Annotated in this window: 14 protein-coding genes; 6 read left to right on the top strand and 8 right to left on the bottom strand. The window is 67.9% G+C overall.

The features are described from left to right. Window positions 1–128: 128 nt before the first annotated feature. The 4 genes from IH68_RS0105905 to IH68_RS0105920 form a co-directional block, all read right to left on the bottom strand. Window positions 129–1,751, bottom strand: coding sequence for a peptide ABC transporter substrate-binding protein (locus tag IH68_RS0105905; RefSeq protein WP_030929410.1), 1,623 nt, complete (start codon window positions 1,749–1,751; stop codon window positions 129–131). A gap of 561 nt (window positions 1,752–2,312) precedes the next feature. Further along, window positions 2,313–2,546: a hypothetical protein gene (locus tag IH68_RS0105910; protein WP_030929413.1), complete on the bottom strand. Its 234-nt coding sequence runs from the start codon at window positions 2,544–2,546 to the stop codon at window positions 2,313–2,315. A 57-nt stretch (window positions 2,547–2,603) separates the two neighbouring features. Then, window positions 2,604–3,476 (bottom strand): hypothetical protein, encoded by an 873-nt coding sequence (locus tag IH68_RS0105915; protein ID WP_030929417.1) that lies wholly within the window; start codon window positions 3,474–3,476, stop codon window positions 2,604–2,606. A gap of 42 nt (window positions 3,477–3,518) precedes the next feature. Beyond that, entirely contained in the window at window positions 3,519–3,929 is a 411-nt protein-coding gene (locus tag IH68_RS0105920; RefSeq protein WP_030929420.1) for an ATP-binding protein, read from the bottom strand. A gap of 210 nt (window positions 3,930–4,139) precedes the next feature. Here IH68_RS0105920 and IH68_RS0105925 point away from each other — a divergent pair, with 210 nt between their 5' ends. Both IH68_RS0105925 and IH68_RS0105930 read left to right on the top strand, forming a co-directional pair. Continuing rightward, window positions 4,140–4,991 (top strand): helix-turn-helix domain-containing protein, encoded by an 852-nt coding sequence (locus IH68_RS0105925; protein WP_030929424.1) that lies wholly within the window; start codon window positions 4,140–4,142, stop codon window positions 4,989–4,991. A gap of 2 nt (window positions 4,992–4,993) precedes the next feature. Further along, window positions 4,994–5,194, top strand: coding sequence for a DUF397 domain-containing protein (locus IH68_RS0105930; RefSeq protein WP_030929427.1), 201 nt, complete (start codon window positions 4,994–4,996; stop codon window positions 5,192–5,194). 52 nt (window positions 5,195–5,246) lie between these two features. Here the strand turns inward: IH68_RS0105930 and typA are convergent, their stop codons facing one another. The 3 genes from typA to IH68_RS0105945 form a co-directional block, all read right to left on the bottom strand. Continuing rightward, window positions 5,247–7,154 carry a translational GTPase TypA gene (gene typA / locus IH68_RS0105935; protein WP_030929430.1) on the bottom strand — a complete coding sequence of 636 codons (1,908 nt, stop codon included), beginning with the start codon at window positions 7,152–7,154 and terminating at the stop codon, window positions 5,247–5,249. Between the two features lie 133 nt (window positions 7,155–7,287). After that, window positions 7,288–7,956: a hypothetical protein gene (locus IH68_RS51670; RefSeq protein ID WP_051833227.1), complete on the bottom strand. Its 669-nt coding sequence runs from the start codon at window positions 7,954–7,956 to the stop codon at window positions 7,288–7,290. Window positions 7,957–8,079: 123 nt separating this feature from the next. Further along, entirely contained in the window at window positions 8,080–10,224 is a 2,145-nt protein-coding gene (locus tag IH68_RS0105945) for an ABC transporter family substrate-binding protein (RefSeq protein WP_030929436.1), read from the bottom strand. A gap of 332 nt (window positions 10,225–10,556) precedes the next feature. On the opposite strand from IH68_RS0105945, the gene IH68_RS0105950 reads away from it, so the two are divergent. The 4 genes from IH68_RS0105950 to IH68_RS0105965 are packed head-to-tail and all read left to right on the top strand — an operon-like array spanning window position 10,557 to window position 14,415. Beyond that, window positions 10,557–10,847, top strand: coding sequence for a hypothetical protein (locus IH68_RS0105950; RefSeq protein WP_030929439.1), 291 nt, complete (start codon window positions 10,557–10,559; stop codon window positions 10,845–10,847). A 19-nt stretch (window positions 10,848–10,866) separates the two neighbouring features. Continuing rightward, a complete protein-coding gene (locus tag IH68_RS0105955; RefSeq protein ID WP_030929442.1) occupies window positions 10,867–11,688 on the top strand; it encodes a hypothetical protein in 822 nt (273 codons plus the stop codon). A 16-nt stretch (window positions 11,689–11,704) separates the two neighbouring features. Beyond that, window positions 11,705–13,648 (top strand): fumarate reductase/succinate dehydrogenase flavoprotein subunit, encoded by a 1,944-nt coding sequence (locus tag IH68_RS0105960; protein ID WP_030929445.1) that lies wholly within the window; start codon window positions 11,705–11,707, stop codon window positions 13,646–13,648. Further along, window positions 13,645–14,415, top strand: a complete 771-nt coding sequence (locus tag IH68_RS0105965; protein WP_030929448.1) for a succinate dehydrogenase/fumarate reductase iron-sulfur subunit — start codon at window positions 13,645–13,647, stop codon at window positions 14,413–14,415. The genes IH68_RS0105960 and IH68_RS0105965 overlap by 4 nt, the downstream gene beginning before the upstream one ends. A gap of 21 nt (window positions 14,416–14,436) precedes the next feature. Here the strand turns inward: IH68_RS0105965 and IH68_RS0105970 are convergent, their stop codons facing one another. Beyond that, window positions 14,437–15,591, bottom strand: a complete 1,155-nt coding sequence (locus IH68_RS0105970; protein ID WP_234341241.1) for a glycosyl hydrolase family 18 protein — start codon at window positions 15,589–15,591, stop codon at window positions 14,437–14,439. Between the last annotated feature and the right edge of the window lie 97 nt (window positions 15,592–15,688).

Below are 15,688 nucleotides of genomic sequence, written 5' to 3' on the forward strand. Positions count from 1 at the left end.
TGCTCGACCCGACCGTGGCCGAGGGGATGGCACGGTCGGACGGGAGACGGCAGCAGGAGTGAGCAGGGGAAGGGTATTCCTCCCCCTGCTCACCCCGTAATGCTGTGTCAGAACTGCTCAGAACCTGGTCAGCTGAGCTTGACCGTGTCCCACAGGATCTGGTGACCGGCGATCTTCATGGACTTGATCTTGTCGCTGAAGCCGGTGTTCAGGGTGTAGAAGTACACCGGGATGTACGGCATGTCCTTGAGAAGGATGTCGTCCGCCGCCTGGTACTTCTTCACGGCCTCCTCGTGCGTGGGGGCCTGGTCGCCCTGGACGAGGAGCTTCTCGAAGTCCTCGTTGACGTAGCCGGAGTAGTTGGAGCCGTTGGCGATGGCTTCCTTGGAGAAGACCGGACGGAGGTAGTCCTCCGCATCCGGGTAGTCCATGCTCCAGGCCATCCGGAACGCGCCCTGGTACTTCTTGGCGTCCAGGTCGTTGAGGATCGTCTGGAACTGCTCGAACGGCTTGGCCGTCACCTTGACGCCGAGGGCCTGCTGGATCTGGTTGGACGCTGCCTCAACCCACTCCTTGTGGCCGCCGTCGGCGTTGTAGCCGATCTCCAGCGTGTTGCCCGGCAGACCACCGCTCTGCTTGTAGAGCTCCTTGGCCTTGGTCGGGTTGTAGGTGCAGGCGTCGCCGCAGGCGCCCTTGCGGTAGCCGTCGATGATCGGGCTGATGTAGTCGTCCGCGGGCGTACGGGAGCCGAGGAAGATCTTCGACGCGATCGTCTTGCGGTCGATCGCCATGGAGATGGCCTTGCGGAGGTCCGCGTTCTGGAAGGCCTTGTTGTACTTGATCGGGAACCCGATGTAACCGACGGCCGAGTCGGCCTCGTCGATGTAGCGGCCCGGCAGGTCCTTGTGGTACGTCGGCAGACCCGAGGTGGGGATCGTCAGCAGGGTGTCGAGGTTGCCGGCGACGACGTCCTTGTAGGCGGTGTCGAGGTTCGAGTAGACCTTGAAGTTGACACCCTTGACCTCGATCTTCGAGGCGTCCGGGTACTTGTCGTACTTCGTGGTGTCGATCTCTTCGTTGTGCTTGAACTTGCCCTTCATCTGGAAGGGGCCGTTGCCGATCGGGGCCTCGCCGAAGCCCTTCGGGTCCTTGAAGAACGCCTTGGGCAGCGGGACGAACGCGGTGAAGGACAGCTGCGACGGGAACGCCGAGAACGCGCCGCTCAGCGTGACCTGGAGGGTGCTGTCGTCGACGGCCTTCAGACCGGACAGCTTGTCCGTCTTGGGCTTCTTGCCCTCGCCCGGGTTCAGGTCGCTGTAGCCCTGGATGTGGCTGAACAGCGGGTTGGTCTGCTGGGCGTTGGTCTGGTTGGCGCCGTAGTTCCAGGCGTCGACGAAGGACTGGGCGGTGACCTTCTCGCCGTTGTGGAAGGTGTAGCCGGACTTCAGCTTGATCGTCCAGACCTTGTTGTCCTTGGTCTCGATCGACTGCGCCATGGCGTTGACGACCTTGTTGTCGGCGTCAAGCTTGGTCAGACCCGTGAAGAGGGCGTTGATGACCTGGCCGCCCTCGGTCTCGTACGTGTTGGTGGGAACCAGGCTGTTCTGCGGTTCACCGATCTCCACCGACACGACGCCATTGCCCTTGCCCTTGCCCGAGCTGGTGTCGTCCCCGCCGCCACCACAGGCCGTCGCACCCAGCGCCACAACGGCGGCTATCGCAACCCACTTGGCGCTCTTGGCACCACGCATGGGGCTCCTCCTCATGAGTCCATTGGTTCACCGCATGGAGGGGCACATGACACGTCACCGTCACCGGTGCCTGAAACGGTCAGATGCCCCCGCGCTCGTGAGTCGACGCCGCCTGCAGCGTGTTGACCCGTTGATCCGAGCTCTACGCGCCTAACTATCTGCCATGCGCCATGGCCGAACCACACTCATAAGGTCTCGGTTCGATCACACCTGACGCGTACATCTTCCAAAATCCGGACAAAGGGTTTGCCGAAAGATCCCTGCGAAACGGACTTGTTACACACCTATCGGACCTGCATGTCCGTATACCGAACGCGAAGGGCATGAAAATTCAGTTGCGGATCCACCGCGGCTATGCATGGGCCTTCGGCGGGCCAACGGGTCCGCGCCGCAAGGCCGTTCACGCCCCTCTCACAGGGGGCTGATGGGATGCACGCTGGCCGAAGAATAGTGCGGTTCGATCCCCCTTTGCCGATCCAGAACGAGAACAAGGGTTTTCCCTACCCTCGGGCACACAGGAAGGCCCGCGCCTCCCGAGCGCGGGCCTTCCTCACATCGGGGTCACCCCTCCAGGAACAGCTCCGCGACATCCGTCGCTTGCACCGCGCGCTGGGCCCATTCCGTGAGCTGGTCCGGGTCCGAACAGGCCATCACCCGCTTACGGACGGCGGCAGGCACGGGCATGCCGCGCCATTCGAGGATGCGCAGGACCATCTCGGTACGCACCTCTACGCGGCCCTCTTCACGCACCTGCTCGGCCAACGGGTGCCGCCAGAAGTACTGGATCGCCATCATCAGGCCCTTTCGCAGTGGACTACGACTGCCGAACCCGCTTGCCTCATCAGCCCCCGGTCACTCATCGACGAACAGCTCCGCCGCGTCCGTCGCATGCACAGCCCGCTGAGTCCAGACCTCCAGCTGGTCCAGGTCAGTGCAGGCTTCCACCCGCTCCCGGACGGCGTCGGGCACGGGGATGCTGCGCCATTCCAGGATGTGCAGAATCGTCTTGACGCCGTGCTGGATACGGCCCTCCTCACGCACCTGCTCCGCCAGCGGATGCCGCCAGAAGTACTGCATCGCCGTCATCAGATCCCTCCACATCTGTTTCACCTGGGGGTCGGCCAGGCATGAGTCGACGAACTGCACGAAGGCCGCGGCACTGTCCCCGTCGATGGTCTTGAGGGCGGCTGCCAGCGATTCCGGTATGGCGGCCGCCTTCGATCCCCGCCCATGCGTCATGGCCGAGAGCACCGCAAGAGGTACGTCCCGTTCGGCGTCCTGCGCATCGGCGATCAAGGGCACGTTGTCCGGACCGAGCACGAACGGCCGGACCGTCAGGGAAGGCCGGCCGGGCACGCCGAGATGAATGGGCTCGGCCGCCCAGCGGGCCGTGGAGCCGCACTGCGTGGTGACGATGAGCACCGGCTCGCAGCGGTACTTCTCGTACAGGTACGAGAGGTAGTACGGCCAGCTGCCGCGCTTGGCCTCGTCCTTCCTCCGCTGTGACTCGACGACCAGAAGGTAGGGGCCCTCGTCCGTCTCCGCACGTAACAGCGTGTCCACGCGCCGCTCGACCGGTTCGATCTCGGTGAGGTCGATGTTCAGGCCGGCGAATTCCCGCGGCTCGGGGAAGGCGACACCCAGCACCTGCTGCAGGGCCCGCGTCAGCAGCGCCGGGTCCTTCTGGAAGATCCGGTGCATCGCCTCATGCGTCGAGCTGACCACCGGCTCTCCTTTCTTTCTGATCTTTCCCGCGTGATCAACGAGCTACGAGACAGCCAGGTCACACCAGACGAACTTGCCTCGGTCCCCGAACCGGGCCGACGGCCGCCAGCCCCAGTTGTCAGCGCAGGCCGCGACCAGCCCGAGCCCCCGCCCCTCCTCCAGGTCCCCGACCTGGTCCAACCGCCGTGGCGGCTCCGGCGGTTCGGGGTCGGTGTCCCACGCCCCGATCCACACCGCGCCCTCCGGGGACCGGCGGACTCTGAGAGCGGCGGGCCCCTTGGTGTGGCGTACGGCGTTGGCGACCAGCTCCGTCGCGAGGAGTTCGGCGGTGTCCACGAGGCCGATGAGTCCGTGCATGGTCAGGATCAGGCGCAGGGTGCGGCGGCAGACGGTCACGGCTCTGAGGTCGTTCGGGATGTAGAGGGTGTAGTCCCAGGACTCGGTTTCGGGCATGCGTCAGCTCCGTTCAGAGGGAGGGGATTTCACGTGCGGTGGCATTGCCGCAGCCGTCATGGAAGGACGGAGCAGTGCGCTTCCGCACCGTGCGCGTCACGTCACGTCACTGACGGTAGGACCTACATTTAGGACCACGCAAGTTGTTGCCGTAATCTGACGCCGAACGAGTCACACACTCCCGGGAGTTGGGAGGTGGGGAGGAACCCGATGGGGCGTCGCCAGCAGCCCACCGCACGCCAACTGCGTCTGGGTCTTGAACTGCGGAAACTACGCGAAGCCGCCGGCCTGAAGGCGACCGAAGCGGCAAGCCTGCTAGGCGTGACCTCGGTTCAGATAAGTCAGACCGAATCAGGGATCTCCGGCGTCAGCGGGCAGCGCGTGCGCCGACTTGCCGCCAACTATGCCTGCTCGGACGACGAGTTGATCGATGCGCTGGTGTCCATGACGACCGACCGGACCCGTGGCTGGTGGGAGGAGTACCGCGGTCAGTTGCCTACGCCGTTCATGGACCTGCCCGAGCTGGAACATCACGCCCACTTCCGGTGGGATGTGGAATTCCTGCACGTCCCGGGCCTTCTACAGACTGCGGATTACGCTCGGTCTCTCTTCTCGTACGTGAACCCGGAGTTCCCGCAGAGCGATGTCGAACGGTGGGTCGATCACCGGATGAGGCGCAGAGTCATCCTCGAGCGCCCGGCTCCGGTGCCGTACGAAGCGGTGATCCACGAAGGGGCACTGCGCATCAGGGTCGGCGACCGAACCACGTCACGGGCTCAGCTCACCCGTGTCCTGGAACTCTCCGAGTCCGAGCACGTCACCGTACGAGTCATCCCCTTCGACCTGGACGACTTCGGCGGGGCGGGAAGCGCGATGGTGTACGCGGGCGGACCGGTCCCGAAGCTGGACACCGTTGTCCGGGACGGCCCCAACGGCCCGGTTTTCATCGATGCCGAAGCCCAGCTCAACCGATATCGAACGCTCTTCCGTAGGGTAGAGGCAGTGTCACTCGACCCCAGCCGTTCGCGTGACTTCATCCACCGGCTGTCGAAGGAGCTGTGAGCATGCTGACCCCCGCCACCTGGCAGAAGTCCTCCTTCTCCGGTGGTGGCCAGGGCGACGCCTGCGTCGAAGTCGCAAACCTGGACACCCACATAGCCATCCGTGACTCAAAGGCTCCGGCGGGGGCAACGCTCACGTTCGCGACCGGGGCCTTCACCCCGTTCATCGAAGCCCTCAAGCAGGCAGCCCCCACAGCCAACTGAAAAGCCCGGGTACCCCCAAGTCGGGGGCACCCGGGCCTCAAGTGGCTTGATATCAGCCGTGCTTCGCCCGGCTCGCCGCGCGGGCGCGCTCGCGGGCGTCCAGGTTCACCTTGCGGATGCGGACCGCCTCCGGGGTGACCTCCACGCACTCGTCGTCGCGGCAGAACTCCAGCGACTGCTCCAGGGAGAGCTTGCGCGGCGGGACGATCGCCTCGAACGTGTCGGCCGAGGACGACCGCATGTTCGTGAGCTTCTTCTCCTTGGTGATGTTCACGTCCATGTCGTCGGAGCGCGAGTTCTCGCCGACGATCATGCCCTCGTACACCTCGGTGCCCGGCTCGGTGAACAGCACGCCGCGCTCCTGGAGGTTCGTCATCGCGAAGGCGGTGACGGCACCGGCGCGGTCGGCGACCAGCGAGCCGTTGTTACGGGTCTGCAGCTGGCCGAACCAGGGCTCGTGGCCCTCGTGGATGGAGTGGGCGATGCCCGTGCCGCGCGTACCGGTGAGGAACTCGGTACGGAAACCGATGAGACCGCGGGACGGGACGACGAACTCCATGCGGACCCAGCCCGAGCCGTGGTTCGACATGTTGTCCATGCGGCCCTTGCGGACGCCCATGAGCTGCGTGACCGCGCCCATGTGCTCCTCGGGCACGTCGATCGTCATGCGCTCGACCGGCTCGTAGACCTTGCCGTCGACGTCCTTGGTGACGACCTGCGGCTTGCCGATGGTCAGCTCGAAGCCCTCGCGGCGCATCTGCTCGACCAGGATGGCGAGCGCCAGCTCACCGCGGCCCTGGACCTCCCAGGCGTCGGGACGCTCGGTGTCGAGCACGCGCAGGGAGACGTTACCGATCAGCTCGCGGTCGAGGCGGTCCTTGACCTGACGGGCGGTCACCTTGCGGTCCTTGACAGCCGCCTTGTTGTCGGCGCCCTTGCCGGTGCCACCACGGCCGACCAGCGGCGAGGTGTTCGTACCGATGGTCATCGAGATCGCCGGCTCGTCGACCGTGATCAGCGGCAGCGGGATCGGGTTCTCGGGGTCGGCGAGCGTCTCGCCGATCATGATGTCCGAGATACCGGCGACGGCACAGATGTCACCGGGGCCGGCCTTCTCGGCGGGCTTGCGGGTGAGCGCCTCGGTCATCAGCAGCTCGGTGATGCGCACGTTGGACATCGTGCCGTCACGCTTGATCCACGTGACGGTCTGGCCCTTGCGCAGCTCGCCCTGCTCGACGCGGAGCAGCGCGATACGGCCGAGGAAGTTGTCGGCGTCCAGGTTGGTGACGTGCGCCTGGAGCGGGGCCTCGGGGTCGTACTCCGGAGCCGGGACGTGGGACAGGATCGTGGAGAAGAACGGCTCCAGGCTGTCGCTGTCCTGCGGGACGGTGCCGTCCTCGGGCTTGGTCAGCGAGGCCACACCGTCACGCGCACAGGCGTAGACGATGGGGAACTCGATCTGGTCCTCGTCGGCGTCGAGGTCGAGGAAGAGGTCGTACGCCTCGTTCACGACCTCGTCGATCCGCGAGTCGGGGCGGTCCGTCTTGTTGATGCAGAGGATGACGGGCAGGCGGGCCTGCAGCGCCTTGCGCAGCACGAAGCGGGTCTGGGGCAGCGGGCCCTCGGAGGCGTCGACCAGCAGGACCACCGCGTCCACCATCGACAGACCACGCTCGACCTCGCCACCGAAGTCGGCGTGGCCCGGGGTGTCGATGATGTTGATGGTGATGACGTCGCCGCCATCCTTCGGGTGGTACTTCACGGCCGTGTTCTTGGCCAGGATCGTGATGCCCTTCTCACGCTCCAGGTCGTTCGAGTCCATCATTCGGTCGTCGAGCGACTCGGCGGCGTGCGCTGCGAAGGCACCGGCCTGCTTCAGCATTGCGTCGACGAGGGTCGTCTTGCCGTGGTCGACGTGGGCGACGATGGCGACGTTGCGGATGTCGTGGCGCGTGGCCATGAAGGCGTACTCCTGGAGTGTGAGGAAGGCCGACGCGTACGTCTGTGTTACGCGGACCCTGCCGGGCTGAACACGCCACGGCCTTACACCATGGTACGGGGCCGCTGCGGCGGCGGCTCGCCGGGCGACGGGGTCAGGTGTTCCGGGTGGCCGGGGAACCCGCGTCGCAGGAGAGACGGGCTGCCTGGCGGGCCATCCGGCTGTCGACGGACTCGTCGCAGGACAGGACGCCCTGCATGTCGACCGTCCAGTTCCGCGCGTGGCCTGTCGTCGCCCCACCGCCGGGACAGGTGTAGCGGAAGTCACCCTCCCATTCCCGGACCCCGGCGTACTGCACGGTTTCGCCCGGGCCGGACACCTTGGAGAGACGGTTGTCCAGGTCCGGAGCCTTCTGGTGCACGTCGGTAAATGCCCAGGTCTCGCCGTTCACGTCAGCCAAAGTGGCGGCGTCGGAGTCGATCTCGCCGATCTTCTTGCCCAACGAGAAGAGGATCTCAGCCGTGGACAGGGCGGGGCCCTCGGTGCGCACCACCGGCTTCGGGGTGTACACCCGCTCGATCGGGTTCGTCGTCGTGATGGTGCGGCCACCGCTGTGCTCCGGCGCCGAGACGCCGGTCAGCCGGTCCGCCTTCTTCACACCCGACCAGCTGAAGGTCCCGTTCGCGCAGGCCTTCGCCACGGCCGGCGCGCTGCTCGTGGCCGCCTTGTCGCCGTGCCCCCCACCGGTGCACCCGGCAAGCCCCGCCGCCACCGTCACCGCGGTCAGCACCGCAACCCACGACCCCCGCGTGATCCCCCGCATGTGCCGCCCCGTCTCCCCGCACGTGGGCGCCCGGCGCCCGCAACATGATCAATGGTCGATTCATGCTGCGTGCGCCGGGCGCCCACCACAAGCGTTTTGAGCTACCTCTGAGCAACCACCCCGTCAGCCGTCCGACTTCGCACTCGCCGACGGCTTCGCCCCCTTCTTCAGGAAGCCCATGTCCTCGTAGACCGGCGTCTGGAACCCGAAGGCCCCCGCGTTCACCAGGTTCTTCGTCACGGCCATCAGTTGCGGGCGCTGGTACAGCGGGATGGAGCCCGCGGCTGCCCAGATGCGGGAGTCGGCCTTGCGGATCAGGGAGAGGTTCTCGTCGGCGTCGAGGGTGGCGGCCGCCTGGTCGAAGAGGTGGTCGACCTGGTCGGTGCCGACGCGGGTGTAGTTCTGCTCGACGTCGAGGGAGCCGTCCGCGGCCGGTACCGGCTTGGCGTAGATGGGCCGGGCGTCGGTGGCCGGGAAGGCGGAGGCGGGCCAGGAGTACAGGGCGAGGTCGAACTCCCCGGACGCGATGTGGTCCTTGAAGTAGCTCTCGTCGGAGACCTTCGTGATCCGGGTGCCGATGCCGACCCGCTGCAGCATGGCGCTGATCCGGTCGGCCACGGTCCGCAGGGCCTGCGAGCCGGGGCCAGAGGGGAGCACGAAGCGGAGAGTGAGCGGCTTGCCGTCCTTGGCCAGCAGCCCGGCGGTGGCGCCGGCCGGGGCGGCGGTGCCCTTGGGGGCGTAGGCTCCGGGCGCGCCGCCCTGCACAGGCTGCCGTCCGGCGTACTGCTTGCCGTCCGCGAGGTGCGTGCCGCCGCCGTGGGCCTTCTCGTCCTTCTTGGTGTGGTCCTTGGGGTCCTTGTGGTGGCCGCTCTTGCTGTCCCCGCCGTTGTCGTCCTCGCCGACGATGTACGTCCCGTCGTCGCCGTCCTCGGACTCGTCGGCCTTCCGGCCCTCGGCTCCGGCGGCCTTCTCACCCTTCTGCTGCTTCTTCTCCTCCTTGACCGGACCGCCGTGCACCCACCCGGCGTCCGCGAGCAGCGCCTGCGCCTCGGCGGTGTCCTGGCCGCCGAGCGCGCCGCTGTTGTCGGCGTAGGCGGCCTGCCCGGACAGTGCGAGATGGCTGCCGACGGGCATGTCGGGCAGCCCGAGCGGCTTGAGGACGGCCTCGGCGAGCGCCTTGCGGTCGAGGGCGCGGGCGACGGCCCGGCGGACGCGCTCGTCCGCGAGGGGACCCTCGGCGCCGTTGAGGGCGAGCTGGGTGTAGACCGGCTCCAGCGACTTGCGCACCTCGAAACCGCCCAGGTCCTCGGCGTCGGCGGGCAGGGCCTTCGCGGCGGCGCGCGCGGCGCCCGGGCCCTGCAGCGGGGCGGAGCCCTTGGCCCGGCCGGCCAGGTCGATGCGCTGGGCGGCGGACGGGTCGATCTCGGCCAGGTCGATCTTCCCGTCGGCGAGCGCGGCGGGCCGCTTGTCGAGCGGTACGGCCTGCAGGTCGATCTCTGCCAGCTTGGCGGGCTGACCCCACCAGCGCGGGTTGCGGACCAGGCTGACCTGGTTGTTCTTGTGGTCGACCCCCTTCAGGGCGAAGGGACCGGCGGTGACCTTGAGCGTCCTGCGCGCCCCGTCGTTGAAGGAGTCCGGGGTCCCCATGACGTCCTTGGGGTACAGCGGCGAGAACAGCGACTGCCAGTCGGCGTACGGCCGCGCGAAGGTGACCTTGACCTCGAGGTCGCTCGCGCCGCGCTCGATCTTCTCGATGCGGTCGTAGCCGGCGTTGCGGGCGGTCCAGTACGCGGTGTCCTTGCCGGACAGGGCGCGCCACTGGGCGGCGAAGTCGGCGGCGCCGATCTCGCGGCCGTCGCTCCAGACGGCCTGCTGGGCGAGCTTGTAGAGCACGACCTGCTTGGGCTCGGTCTGGACGACCTTGGCGGACTCCAGGTAGTCGGCGTTGCGCTGCGGCCGCCCGCTGCGGTCGAGCCGGTACATGGACGGGAGGACGGCCTGCGCGACGCGGTTCGTGACCGCGTCGGCGTCCGACTGGAACGTGTTCAGGGTCTCCGGCACGTCGTCCACGGCCCAGCGCAGGGTGCCGCCGTCGGCCACCAGGTCGCGGCCGGCGGGCGCGATGTCCGGCCCGGCGAGCGGCTTGCCTGCCTCGTCCTCGGACGCGCAGCCGGCGAGCAGGGGCACCACGAGCACGCCCGCAGCGAGGAAGGCGACCGAACGCGCGACCGCACCGGGCCTGGCCCTCAGTCTCCCGTCGTGGGACATCTTCGCTACCTCCGAGGCCGCTCCAGCCGGTGACACGGGTGGGGGTCTGTTCACATTTGGGCGTATTTTGGAGTTGATCAGATGTACGGCCCCACTGAAGAGGAAAGGGTTCGCCCACCGGGGGCGACACGGCGACGCAGCCGGAGAGCCCCACCCGTGTGGCCGAATGTGCGCCCCCCGCGCACACAGAGCGCTTGCAGGCGTGCACTGGAGGCGTGCAATCCGCCAATCGCTGCACATCCCTTCCCACCGGCTGGTGTGACGCGCAACACTCGCAGGCGCATGAACGTTGCCACCTGGGGCCTGACGGCCCATGGAAGTGAGGTCACGTCATGTCCGTGCAAGACGACCTGACGACAATGCAGCGCTGCCTGGACGACCTGTCCCGGTCCGTGGGCCGCCTGGAGAAGCAGCTGGGCAGTGGCGGGCTGGACATGCGCCGCGTCCGCGCCGACGCCGATCACCTGCGGGAGAGCCTCGCGCTCCTGCGCGAGGCGGCGTCGAGTCCGAGCGCACCGCGCAAGCCGGAACTCGTCACCATCCCCGACACCCCGTACGACCCCTCGCTGTGGATCGACACGGACGACGAAGGACTCGGCGCCCGCGACCGCCACGCCCCCTGAACCCGACCGGAGTCATGAGTTGGCCACTGGTACGGAACCACATCTGAACAGCGGCGGTGTACGCACCGGTACGCGCGCCGCGATCGACGCCCCGCATCTGCGGACCGACCGCTGGTGGCTGGCTCCGGCCGCCACCGCGGCCGGGTTGCTGGCCTTCATCGTGTACTCGACATGGCGGGCCTTCGCGAATGCGGACTACTACTCGGCGCCGTATGTCTCCCCGTTCTACTCGCCGTGTCTGGCGGAGAACTGCAAGAACATGCCCTCGGGCCCGAACGCCGACCTCTTCGGCAGCTGGTGGGGCATCTCCCCGGCGATCATCATCCTGATCTTCCCGCTGGGCTTCCGCCTGACCTGCTACTACTACCGCAAGGCCTACTACCGGGGCTTCTGGGCCTCACCCCCGGCCTGCGCGGTGGCCGAGCCGCACAAGAAGTACTCCGGTGAGACCCGCTTCCCGCTGATCCTGCAGAACATCCACCGGTACTTCTTCTACGCGGCGATCCTGGTCGCGGGCGTGCTGACGTACGACACGGTGCTGTCCTTCCGCGACACGGACGAGAACTGGGGCCACATGGGCCTCGGGACGGTCGTCTTCCTGATCAACATCACGCTGATCTGGATGTACACGATCTCCTGCCACTCCTGCCGGCACATCGTCGGCGGCAAGCTCAAACACTTCTCCAAGCATCCCGTGCGCTACAAGGCGTGGCAGTTCGTCGGGAAGCTGAATGCCCGTCACATGCTGCTCGCCTGGGCGTCGTTGGTGAGCGTGGCGCTCGCCGACTTCTACGTCTATCTGGTGGCGTCCGGCGCCTTCGACGATCCGCGATTCTTCTGATGAGGGGTGCCTTCTGATGTCCGTGGTCGACCGCCAGGAATGGGACGTGGTCGTGGTCGGCGCCGGGGGCGCCGGACTGCGTGCGGCCATCGAGGCGCGCGAGCGGGGTGCCCGTACGGCCGTGATCTGCAAGTCGCTGTTCGGCAAGGCGCACACGGTGATGGCCGAGGGCGGCATCGCGGCGGCGATGGCCAATGTCAACGAGCACGACAACTGGCAGGTCCACTTCCGCGACACCATGCGCGGCGGCAAGTTCCTCAACCAGTGGCGGATGGCCGAACTGCACGCCCAGGAGGCCCCGGACCGGGTCTGGGAGCTGGAGACCTGGGGCGCTCTCTTCGACCGTACGAAGTCGGGGAAGATCTCCCAGCGAAACTTCGGCGGCCACGAGTACCCGCGCCTCGCGCACGTCGGCGACCGTACGGGCCTCGAACTCATCCGCACGCTCCAGCAGAAGATCGTCTCCCTCCAGCAGGAGGACCACCGCGAGACCGGAGACTACGAGTCGCGGCTGAAGGTGTTCCAGGAGTGCACGGTCACCAGGGTCCTCAAAGAAGGCAGCCGGGTTTCCGGTGTCTTCGCCTACGAGCGCGAGAGCGGCCGTTTCTTCGTCCTGGAAGCCCCTGCCGTGGTGATCGCGACGGGCGGTATCGGCAAGTCCTTCAAGGTCACGTCGAACTCGTGGGAGTACACCGGCGACGGGCACGCGCTCGCGCTGCTGGCCGGGGCGCCGCTGCTGAACATGGAGTTCGTGCAGTTCCATCCGACGGGCATGGTCTGGCCGCCGTCGGTGAAGGGCATCCTCGTCACGGAGTCGGTCCGCGGCGACGGCGGGGTGCTCAGGAACTCCGAGGGCAAACGTTTCATGTTCGACTACATCCCGGACGTCTTCAAGGAGAAGTACGCGGAGTCGGAGGAGGAGGGCGACCGCTGGTACGAGGACCCGGACAACAACCGGCGTCCACCGGAGCTGCTCCCCCGTGACGAGGTCGCCCGCGCGATCAACTCCGAGGTGAAGGCGGGCCGCGGCTCCCCGCACGGCGGTGTCTTCCTGGACGTGTCGACGCGTATGCCCGCCGAGGTCATCCGGCGCCGGCTGCCGTCCATGTACCACCAGTTCAAGGAGCTGGCGGACGTCGACATCACCGCGGAGGCGATGGAGGTCGGGCCGACCTGCCACTACGTGATGGGCGGTATCGCGGTCGAGTCCGACACGGCCGCCGCGCGCGGGGTGCCCGGGCTGTTCGCGGCCGGCGAGGTGGCCGGCGGTATGCACGGCTCCAACCGGCTCGGCGGGAACTCGCTGTCCGACCTGCTGGTGTTCGGGCGCCGGGCGGGCTGGCACGCCGCCGAGTACTCGGCGGCCCTGGCCTTCGAACGCCCCGCCGTCGACGAGGTCCAGGTCGACACTGCGGCCGCGGAGGCGCTGCGCCCCTTCTCCGCCGAGGGCCCCGCGCCCGGCGCGGACGACGGCCGCCCGCCGGAGAACCCGTACACCCTGCACCAGGAACTCCAGCAGACCATGAACGACCTCGTCGGCATCATCCGCCGCGAGGGCGAGATGGAGCAGGCGCTGGAGAAGCTGGCGGACCTTCGGGTACGGGCCCGCCGGGCCGGTGTCGAGGGGCACCGCCAGTTCAACCCCGGCTGGCATCTCGCGCTGGACCTGCGGAACATGCTGCTGGTCAGCGAGTGCGTGGCCCGGGCGGCCCTGGAGCGCTCGGAGTCCCGCGGCGGCCACACCCGCGAGGACCATCCGACGATGGACCGCAAGTGGCGCAACATCAATCTGCTGTGCCGACTGACCGACCCCACGGGCGGGTTGGCGGCCACGGACCCCGTCCGCGGTCAGATCGACCTCACCCGTGAGACCACTGAACCCATCCGCGCGGACCTGCTCGCCCTCTTCGACAAGGAGGAGCTGGTCAAGTACCTCGCCGAAGAGGAGCTGTACGAGTGAGCAGCTACGAGGCCCGCTTCAAGGTCTGGCGGGGCGACGTCAAGGGCGGCGGCCTGGAGGACTTCAAGGTCGAGGTCAACGAGGGCGAGGTGGTACTGGACATCATCCACCGCCTCCAGTCCACCCAGGCCCCTGACCTGGCGGTCCGCTGGAACTGCAAGGCGGGCAAGTGCGGTTCGTGCTCCGCCGAGATCAACGGTCGGCCGCGGCTGATGTGCATGACGCGGATGTCCGTGTTCACGCAGGAGGAGACGATCACCGTCACGCCCTTGCGTGCCTTCCCGGTCGTACGGGATCTCGTCACGGACGTCGGCTTCAACTACACCAAGGCGCGCGAGGTCCCCGCGTTCGTGCCGCCGGAGGGTGTGGGGCCCGGCGAGTACCGGATGATGCAGGAGGACGTGGACCGCTCGCAGGAGTTCCGCAAGTGCATCGAGTGCTTCCTGTGCCAGGACACCTGCCATGTCGTCCGTGACCACGAGGAGAACAAGACGGCGTTCGCCGGTCCCCGCTTCCTGATGCGGGTGGCGGAGCTGGACATGCATCCGCTGGACGCGGCCGCCGAGGGCGGACTCGACCGCAAGAAGACCGCCCAGGACGAACACGGCCTCGGCTACTGCAACATCACCAAGTGCTGCACGGAGGTCTGCCCCGAGGGCATCAAGATCACGGACAATGCGCTGATTCCCTTGAAGGAACGGGCGGTCGACCGCAAGTACGACCCGCTGGTGTGGCTGGGGTCGAAGATCAGGCGCCGGTCTTCCTAGGCCGCGGGAGGGCGGCCGGGTTCAGTGCACCCAGCCGTCCCGGTACGCCCTCCAGTCCGCCTCCGTGGCCGCGAAGTCGACGTAGAGCGCGACGCCGAAGCGGGAGCGGTCCGCGTCCGTGCGGGACAGGCCCAGGCGGACGCCGCGGACGGCGGCCGGGACGGTCTCGGCATGGTTCCAGTGGCCGAACCGGTTCTCGTGGTAGAAGGGCAGGCCCATCAGCAGGTCGGTGGAGGGCGGGGTGACCTCCAGGGCGAGCGAGGTCTGCTGGGCGACATAGCCGCCGTACAGGCTCTGGAGCGGTTGCATGGTGTCGTACGACATCACGGCGATCTGGTCGACCCGGCGCGCGACCTGGCCGAAGAACCGCTGCGACCACCACTTCGGGTGTCCGGCGACCGTGCCCCAGAAGGCATGGAAGCCGGGCAGCGGGTCGATCTGGTGCGCGGCGACGGACAGCAGGGCGTGGTGCGCGCGGGTCACGGAGCGGAGCGAGTCGAGGAGGGTGAGGTAGTCGCGGTCGCCGGAGTGGAGGGGCTCGAGGTCGAAGTGGACGCCGTCGAAGCCGGCCGCCAGGATCTCGCGGGTGGAGGCGACGACGGCCGCGCGGGTCGCCGGCCGCTCCAGGCGCATCCCCGTCGGGCCCTCGGTCGCGAGTACGTCGCCCAGCCAGGCCTGGACGCGTAGCCGCGGCGCTCGGCCGTGCAGGGTTCTTGTGAGCCAACTTGCTTTGGAGTACGCGGACTTGGGGAGGGTGCCGTTGTGTTCCAGGGGGCCTGCGTGGACGTACAGGTCGCGGATGCCGGTGCCTTCCAGGCGGTGGGCGAGTGCGTTGACGTCGGCCTCGGTCTTGCGGCCGTCGACCCAGGCGTGGCCCAGCCAGATGGCGTCGCGGTTTCTGGTGTACGTGCCCTCCTTGGGGTCGCCGGTGTAGTTCAGGCGGAGGGCGGATTCGGCGGCCAGGAGGGGGACGAGGAGGGCCAGGACCAGGGCGAGGGTGAGGCGTCGCCAGCGGCGGCGGGGTGGCTGCTTGGTCGTCTCGGCTTCGCCATCGGCTTTTTCGTTCCCACCCGGACCACCCGTACTACTTTCGTCGTCGGGTGCGGGTGGCCCCGGTGGGAGGTTCTCGCCGTCGGCGGCTGCGGGGGTGTGCGTGGTCGTGGGCGGCTCTTCCACGGTGGTTCTCTGCGCCCCGTCGGCCCCGGAAGTCGCCGCGGCTGCGTCGTCGGCCCTCGATCTCGGCTCGTCCGTCCCGCTGTCCTCGCGGGACCCC

Source organism: Streptomyces sp. NRRL S-646 (assembly GCF_000720765.1).
In the GTDB taxonomy this organism is placed as follows: Bacteria; Actinomycetota; Actinomycetes; order Streptomycetales; family Streptomycetaceae; genus Streptomyces.

What these genes read in the sequence shown, in the direction of transcription:
- IH68_RS0105910 (WP_030929413.1), bottom strand. Translation starts at nt 2,546, where the DNA reads ATGATGGCGATCCAGTACTTCTGGCGGCACCCGTTGGCCGAGCAGGTG.
- IH68_RS51670 (WP_051833227.1), bottom strand. Translation starts at nt 7,956, where the DNA reads ATGCGGGGGATCACGCGGGGGTCGTGGGTTGCGGTGCTGACCGCGGTG.
- IH68_RS0105905 (WP_030929410.1), bottom strand. Translation starts at nt 1,751, where the DNA reads ATGCGTGGTGCCAAGAGCGCCAAGTGGGTTGCGATAGCCGCCGTTGTG.
- IH68_RS0105945 (WP_030929436.1), bottom strand. Translation starts at nt 10,224, where the DNA reads ATGTCCCACGACGGGAGACTGAGGGCCAGGCCCGGTGCGGTCGCGCGT.
- IH68_RS0105950 (WP_030929439.1), top strand. Translation starts at nt 10,557, where the DNA reads ATGTCCGTGCAAGACGACCTGACGACAATGCAGCGCTGCCTGGACGAC.
- IH68_RS0105925 (WP_030929424.1), top strand. Translation starts at nt 4,140, where the DNA reads ATGGGGCGTCGCCAGCAGCCCACCGCACGCCAACTGCGTCTGGGTCTT.
- IH68_RS0105920 (WP_030929420.1), bottom strand. Translation starts at nt 3,929, where the DNA reads ATGCCCGAAACCGAGTCCTGGGACTACACCCTCTACATCCCGAACGAC.
- IH68_RS0105960 (WP_030929445.1), top strand. Translation starts at nt 11,705, where the DNA reads ATGTCCGTGGTCGACCGCCAGGAATGGGACGTGGTCGTGGTCGGCGCC.
- IH68_RS0105930 (WP_030929427.1), top strand. Translation starts at nt 4,994, where the DNA reads ATGCTGACCCCCGCCACCTGGCAGAAGTCCTCCTTCTCCGGTGGTGGC.
- typA (WP_030929430.1), bottom strand. Translation starts at nt 7,154, where the DNA reads ATGGCCACGCGCCACGACATCCGCAACGTCGCCATCGTCGCCCACGTC.